Genomic DNA, 6,657 nt, shown 5'->3' with positions numbered 1-6,657 from the left:
CCTCCGACTCGATCGACTGGCGGCTGCGTTCGATCTCTCGCGGACCCACCTCGACGCGCTCTTGCTCGCGCTTGGACCCGTGTTCGATCGGAGCGTCAGCGTTGCGTACGGACGCATTCGCGGCACCGGCCAACCACAGTTACCGACGATCGACCTCCTCGAGGAACTCCTCGTCGTCCTCCACGGGAGTACTGACGACGGTGACGCGGCCCCGCCCGGCGAGGTGCTGGCGACTCCCTCCCCGCTGTTCGAGTACGGTCTCCTCGAACGCCAACACAGCGGCGAGAACGTGTCACCGGTCTACGACACCGTCACCGTCGACGAACGCATCGTCCAGTACCTCAAAGGCGACGACAGTCTCGATCCGATCCTCGCCGAGCGCGTCTCGGTCGAACGCCACGACCGCCCCCTCTCGAGTCTCGTCTTCGACGACGAGACCACGACTGCCCTCGAGGCGATCGATCGACGGACGGGGGCCACCGACACCCCCTCTATCTACTACTTCTCGGGCGAGGACGGTACCGGCAAGGACCGCCTTCCAGGGGCGCTTACCGACTCTACGACACCGATCTTGCGGGCCAATGCCACCGTCCTCGAGGACGACGAGCTGACCACGCGCCTGATCCGCGAAGCCACCCTGCAGGAAGCTGCGATCCACCTCGAGGGGCTCGAGGCGGTTACGGGCGACGACGGCGGGCCGACGATCGACGAGGAGGGCGGCGAACTCGAGATTACGACGGGGGACGGGGTCTCCGTCGACACCGTGGTCGAACGCCTCGACGATGCCCCTGGTGATGTCTTTCTCTCGCATACCGACGAGTGGAAACCCGACGTCGACCTCGAGACCCACCGCGTCGAGACGGTCCACTGTCCGTTCCCGGAGTACGAGACGCGACTGGCGATCTGGGAGGAGTACGCCGACGAAATCGCCGCCGACTACCTCCTCGAGAACGTCGCGACGAACTTCCGGCTGCCACAGCGGGACGTTCGTCGTGCGGTCGAAACCGCACGATATCTCTGTCGAACCGGAGCCGATGCCGCGGACCTCGAGGACGGCGACCTTCCCGAGGCGGACGGCGACCGAACCGACGACGTGTTCGCCCCCGTCGAGGAAGCACTCGAGCGCGAGCACCTGTACGAAGCGTGCAAGCGATACTCGGCGAGCAATCTCGAGGCGCTGGCGGAGCCAATGGAGCCGGGGTACACGTTCGACGACATCTATCTCAACGACAAGCCCAAGACCCATCTGCGGGAACTCTGTGGCCACCTCCANCCCATCTGCGGGACCTCTGTGGCCACCTCCAGTATCGGGGGCAGGTCACCAGCGAGTGGGGGTTCGGCGAACCCGGGGATCGTGGCGACGGCGTCGTCGCTCTGTTTTATGGCCCGCCGGGCACCGGGAAGACGATGGCCGCCGAGATTATCGCCAGCGAAACCGGCCTCGATCTCTACCGGGTCGACCTTTCCCAGATCGTCAACAAGTACATCGGCGAAACCGAGAGTCGACTCGCGGCACTGCTCGAGGAAGCCGAACGCTCGAACGCCATCCTGTTGTTCGACGAGGCCGACTCGCTGTTTGGCGAACGGACCGATGTCGGTGACTCGACCGACCGTTACGCCAACAACGTCACCAACTTCCTGCTCCAGCGTCTCGAGGCGTTCGACGGGATCGCTCTCCTGACGACGAACAAGCGCTCGGGGATCGACGCGGCGTTCAAACGTCGAATCGCTCACTCGATCCACTTCGACGCTGTCGCTTATACACATCTNGACGAACAAGCGCTCGGGGATCGACGCGGCGTTCAAACGTCGAATCGCTCACTCGATCCACTTCGACGTGCCACAGGAGCGTATCCGCCGGCGGATCTGGCGGGAGGTCTTCCCGGAAGAAGCCAGTGTCGACACCGAGACGTTCGACTACGAATACCTCGGCCTGCTCTCGCTGACGCCGGCGGTCATTCGCAAGGTCGCGAAGTACGCCGCCTACATCGCTGCTACCGAAACCCACGACGCCCACCCCCTCGAGGAGTCGGCGGCGGACTTAGATGACGTGACGATCACCTTCGACCACGTCGTCCTCGGACTGCAGTACGCCGAGGAGGCCGGTGGCGTCGCCATCGAAAGCGAGTTCTTCCAGTACGAGGACAAACTACGCAGCTACGAGAATCAGGCCGTCGGCCGTGACGTCGAGACGCTGTTCAAACTCAAGTACGGCGTCGAAGACGGTGATGCCGACGCCGACGCCGATCCCGCCGGTGCTTCCGAACCTGGGGCCGACCCCGTTTCGGCCGAAACGGAGGAACCAGAGGTCCCGAAAGAAGAAAACGAGGAACCCGCCGACACACCCGCGAGTGCTACGAAGGGCGGCGACGACACTGCTGATGACGCACGCACAGTCGATACCGGCCCCGATGGCGGAACCGCAGACGACCCGACCACCGACGCCAGCGGCGGGGAGACGAGTCCATCGAACACTGTACCCGAAGATGAACCGACGAGTGACGCGGCTCTCGAGGATGACGACGGAGGGACCGATACTCCTGACACGGAGGCGGCCGACGGCACCGCGGACGGTGAATCTGGCTCTCACTCCAGCATGGCTCCCGATGCTCTCGATCCGGAGGTCGTCGTCGAGCAGTTCTACGACGGGATCGACACGAAAGACCTCGAAGCCGTCCAGGCGTTGTACCACTCGAGTTCGGCCGTCGACGAACTCTCGCGACAGGAGATGATGGCGATGCACCTGAACGACACGTCGATGGTGACCTCGCCGCGGCGTACCGCCGAGCAAGCGGATCGCGTCGTCCTCGAGTTCGAGGAGGAGTCGAGTTCTCACCGGATTCCGATGGCCTTCGAACTCAGGCTCGACGACGGCAAGTGGCGTATTTATTCGATCGAACACGGCGAGCCGGTGACGAAAGACGACGCGGCGTGAGCTTGTCTCGCCGTCGCGAGCGTATCCGTTCGCGCCGACTCGCGGGGCTGTGTGTTTCCCGTGAGCCGACGAGGCCGAGACGAGAGTCGGACGTGGCTGCCGTTCGGGACCGACTGCCGACCCCTCGGAATCGACAGTCGGACTCGTTCGCCGGGCCTCGACCCGTTTCTCAGACCTCGTCTTCGGGGTCTCCGAATCGAAGGTCGCGATCGCTGACGCGCTCGAAGGCGGTCTTTTGCGTCGAGTCGATCAGGACCGGGCCGACCCGGTAGTTCGCACACGGCTGTTTCGGCACCTCCGGAAACGTGTTCCAGACGTCCAGCACGTCGCTCGGCGTTTGCCCCTCGTGGGTGATCGTCAGTTGCTGGTCTCCGAGCGAGTCGGGCGTTCGCTCGGGTTCGATGGTGCCGTTGTCGTACAGCNCGTCGCTCGGCGTTTGCCCCTCGTGGGTGATCGTCAGTTGCTGGTCTCCGAGCGAGTCGGGCGTTCGCTCGGGTTCGATGGTGCCGTTGTCGTACAGCGCTTGCATCGCCAGTCCCAGCACCTCGTGTTGGTCGTAGATGGCGGTCGCTTCGTTTTCCGCGTCGGCGTTCGGGAACGCGGTCAACAGGTAGTAGGCATCGAGTGCCAGCGGCGGACGGATCTTGTGACCGTCTTCGACTTCCGGTGACTCAGACATCCGACCGGAGTGGCCACAGACGTCGTACAGGTAGAGACCGAGACGGACGTTCGAGTCGTCCTCGACGGCCGTCGGCGACAGCGGCTGGATCTGGTGGGTGTCGAGTCGGTCGTCGTCTTCGGTGCTCGCGAGCCGAACGCGGAGGAGATCGACCAGAAGGCTGGTCAGTTCCCTGACCGCCGTCGGCGACCCCATCAGCGAGACACCTCCGGCGCGGACGTGACGGCTCGACGGTCACGGCCGTACGCGCTGCTCGACCGGGGATCGCCGCGCCGGGTCACGCATCGAACGCTATCGTGGGAGTCCATACGCTCGAGTGGTGGCCGCCGGCCTATTATATCTGCCGTAGTGTATGCGGAAATAACGGCGAGTACGGGAGACTACCTCGTGACCGGCCCGTCTCCACTTACGCGTCCGCCCGCGGCTCCCCATTGCTCACTCGATCCATCCGCCGGCGAACTCCCCGCGGTAGATCGTCTCGCCGTCGTCCACGATCCGTTCTTCGCCCCGGAATCGATCGAGGTCGCCCGTGACCGAACTCGTATACACCTGCCGGTCGCGTTCGAATCGTTCGGGGCCGCGGTACGGTCGGTCGCTGGTCGCTCGCTCGAGGGCTGTTCGGAGGAACGCGTATGCCTCTGCCCGGTCGGCTGTGGGGGTCGTCAGGTCCCCGTAGTAGCTCATGCCCCACACTGGGTCGTCGGNTCGAGGGCTGTTCGGAGGAACGCGTATGCCTCTGCCCGGTCGGCTGTGGGGGTCGTCAGGTCCCCGTAGTAGCTCATGCCCCACACTGGGTCGTCGGCGTAGAACACGACCTCGCGGCCGACGAACGCCGTGGAACCGTGGTAGCGATCCCGGTAACGCCAGTCGCCGGATTCGTACGTGAGCGTTTTCTCCCCGCCGTCCGCGACTGTCGGACGAGCGGTCGCGTACCCGTTCCGATGGGCCGTGACGAGAAACGCGGCCAGTGCGTCGGCGTCTTGCATGGGGGCGTTGGGGTTCAGGTCGTCCGGAACGCCCGATCGCCGGCATCGCCCAGTCCCGGCACGATGAACCCGTCATCGTCGAGTTCGTCGTCGATCGACACCGTCAGCAGGTCGACCTCGGGGAACTCGTCGTCGACCCGGAGCAGCCCGTCCGGAGCGGAAACTGCGGACAGAACGATCAGGTTCTCCGGTTCGACCGAGTTCTCCGTGATGTGATCGAGGACCGCACACATCGTCGAGCCCGTCGCGAGCATCGGGTCGGCGACGATGACGGTGTCGTCCTCGGTGATCTCGGGCAGTTTCACGTAATCGACGGTGATCGGGAACGAGCCATCCGCCGCGCGGCCGGCCTCCTCGTCGCGACTCGCGCTGATGACTCCNGCCATCAGAGATGTGTATAAGAGACAGGTCCTCGGTGATCTCGGGCAGTTTCACGTAATCGACGGTGATCGGGAACGAGCCATCCGCCGCGCGGCCGGCCTCCTCGTCGCGACTCGCGCTGATGACTCCCTGTCGCGCGCGGGGGAACGCCTTCAGCAGTCCCTCGACGAACGGTGTCGCCGCGCGCAAGACGTTGATAATGACGACGTCGTCGAGGCCACGAACCTGCTCGCCCATCGTCGTCTCGAGGGGTGTTTCGATCTCGACGTACTCCGTTTCCATGCGGCCGTCGATGATCTCGTAACCGCAGATGCGGCCGAGTTTGACCAGGCCCTTGCGGAAGCTGACCTGTTCGGTTTCGACGTCCCGAAGCTGTGAGAGCGTGTGTTTCGCCAGTGCGTGGGTAACGAGGTACGCGTCGTCCCGGTCTTCGATCGTCATATGTCTACAGGCTCGCGCCGGATAGTTGATGGTATCGATCAGTCGCGGCTGCGAGCCGTGCTTACATGCGTTGTGTACCGTGTGGCCCCAGGCGGTCCATCTCGTCTGGTGGGGATGGCGACCGTCGGCAGAGAAGTTTATACCGATCCGTGCCATATCACCGCGCCAGTCGAATGGAAGAGAGCATCTCGGGGTTTAAAATCCGTGGTGATTGGGGAGATGTCGTCGAACACGGCGAACGAATCTCCCGCGCGCTGCGGGACGCCGGCGTCGGTAGCGAGGATCCCGACCGGCCGGTTCCCGACGGCAACGTCGATACTGTCGGCGACTCGAGTTCGAGCACAGAGGGCGAAATCGAGGGTGGAAACGGCAACGACGATGGCGGTGGCGGNCGTCGATACTGTCGGCGACTCGAGTTCGAGCACAGAGGGCGAAATCGAGGGTGGAAACGGCAACGACGATGGCGGTGGCGGTGACGGTGACGGTGACGATGACGGTGACGACGACCGTCCGGACCGCGACGACCGCTTTGCCGATGCTTTCAACGAGTGGGAGGAGTGGCGGCCGAAGGCCCACGAGACACTCGAGGCGGACGTCAGCGAGAAGACCGCCGACCAGGCGAGCGTCGAGGAAGGGAAAGGCGAGCAAGCCGGAAAAGATCCCGACGAAGACATCAAAACCGCCGGCGAGAAACTCTCGGAGTCGTACGAACAACTCGAGGACGACGACGCCGAGGCCGCGGTCGACAACTGGAAAGAGTCGATCGATTACGTCGCGCGAGCGGCCGACTCGGCGAGCCGGAAAGCTCTGCGCCGGGTCGAAGACACGGTCTACCAGAACGTGATGACCCAGCTTGCACCCTACTACTTCGACAACGACCTCATCAGCGCGAACATCCAGCAGTCCGCACGCGGTGACGACGACGCCGAACGGTTCGTCTTCGAGGTCAACGTCAACGACGACGATCTGAAAGACGAGGTCTCCGATCGACTCGCCGAACTCGAGGACGAAATCGATCGCTGGCACGTTCAGGTCGAGAAAGACACCGATGCGGCGGAAGCGATCGAAGGAGCCGAGCCACCACCGGAAGCGGAGAACGGATCGAAGTCGACGACGAACTAGCGTCTCGACTTCCGTCGCTGCGGATTTTGAGAGCAGAAAATATTGGTTCGCTCTTCTGTAGGAGATTGTTGATACTGCTCAGCTGTCGCTGTGGAATCGAAGAGAGCAAGGAC

General features: G+C 63.9%; 4 protein-coding genes and 4 pseudogenes. 3 read left to right on the top strand and 5 right to left on the bottom strand.

Annotation, left to right across the window (positions count from 1 at the left end; translation table 11 throughout):
* Positions 1-2,935: pseudogene (locus tag C446_RS19565) on the top strand (ATP-binding protein); the annotation flags it as partial.
* Positions 2,936-3,104: 169 nt separating this feature from the next.
* On the opposite strand, the gene C446_RS13135 reads toward C446_RS19565, so the two are convergent.
* From C446_RS13135 to C446_RS13115, 5 genes and pseudogenes are all read right to left on the bottom strand, one after another.
* Positions 3,105-3,809, bottom strand: a complete 705-nt coding sequence (locus C446_RS13135; RefSeq protein ID WP_006673602.1) for a Pvc16 family protein — start codon at positions 3,807-3,809, stop codon at positions 3,105-3,107.
* Between the two features lie 240 nt (positions 3,810-4,049).
* Positions 4,050-4,298, bottom strand: coding sequence for a DUF5680 domain-containing protein (locus C446_RS13130; RefSeq protein ID WP_006673601.1), 249 nt, complete (start codon positions 4,296-4,298; stop codon positions 4,050-4,052).
* Complete coding sequence (locus tag C446_RS13125) at positions 4,295-4,600, bottom strand: DUF5680 domain-containing protein (RefSeq protein WP_006673600.1); 306 nt, start codon at positions 4,598-4,600, stop codon at positions 4,295-4,297. Before C446_RS13125 ends, C446_RS13130 begins: the two co-directional genes overlap by 4 nt.
* 14 nt (positions 4,601-4,614) lie before the next feature.
* A pseudogene (gene upp, locus C446_RS13120) lies at positions 4,615-4,926 on the bottom strand (uracil phosphoribosyltransferase); the annotation flags it as partial.
* A 97-nt stretch (positions 4,927-5,023) separates the two neighbouring features.
* Positions 5,024-5,422: pseudogene (locus C446_RS13115) on the bottom strand (uracil phosphoribosyltransferase); the annotation flags it as partial.
* 173 nt (positions 5,423-5,595) lie between these two features.
* Here C446_RS13115 and C446_RS20825 point away from each other — a divergent pair.
* Together C446_RS20825 and C446_RS13110 are read left to right on the top strand one after the other, a co-directional pair.
* Positions 5,596-5,719, top strand: a pseudogene (locus tag C446_RS20825) (DUF5828 family protein); the annotation flags it as partial.
* 138 nt (positions 5,720-5,857) lie between these two features.
* Complete coding sequence (locus C446_RS13110) at positions 5,858-6,544, top strand: DUF5828 family protein (RefSeq protein ID WP_049920227.1); 687 nt, start codon at positions 5,858-5,860, stop codon at positions 6,542-6,544.
* The last annotated feature ends 113 nt before the right edge of the window (positions 6,545-6,657 follow it).

Origin of the sequence: Halobiforma nitratireducens JCM 10879 (assembly GCF_000337895.1) — an archaeon.
Taxonomy (GTDB): Archaea; Halobacteriota; Halobacteria; order Halobacteriales; family Natrialbaceae; genus Natronobacterium; species Natronobacterium nitratireducens.
Note: the sequence above shows the minus strand (reverse complement) of the source record. Positions and strands in the feature narration are given on the sequence as shown.

Excerpts from the sequence above, each read along its gene's own strand:
- C446_RS13130 (WP_006673601.1), bottom strand. The coding sequence starts at position 4,298 with ATGAGCTACTACGGGGACCTGACGACCCCCACAGCCGACCGGGCAGAG.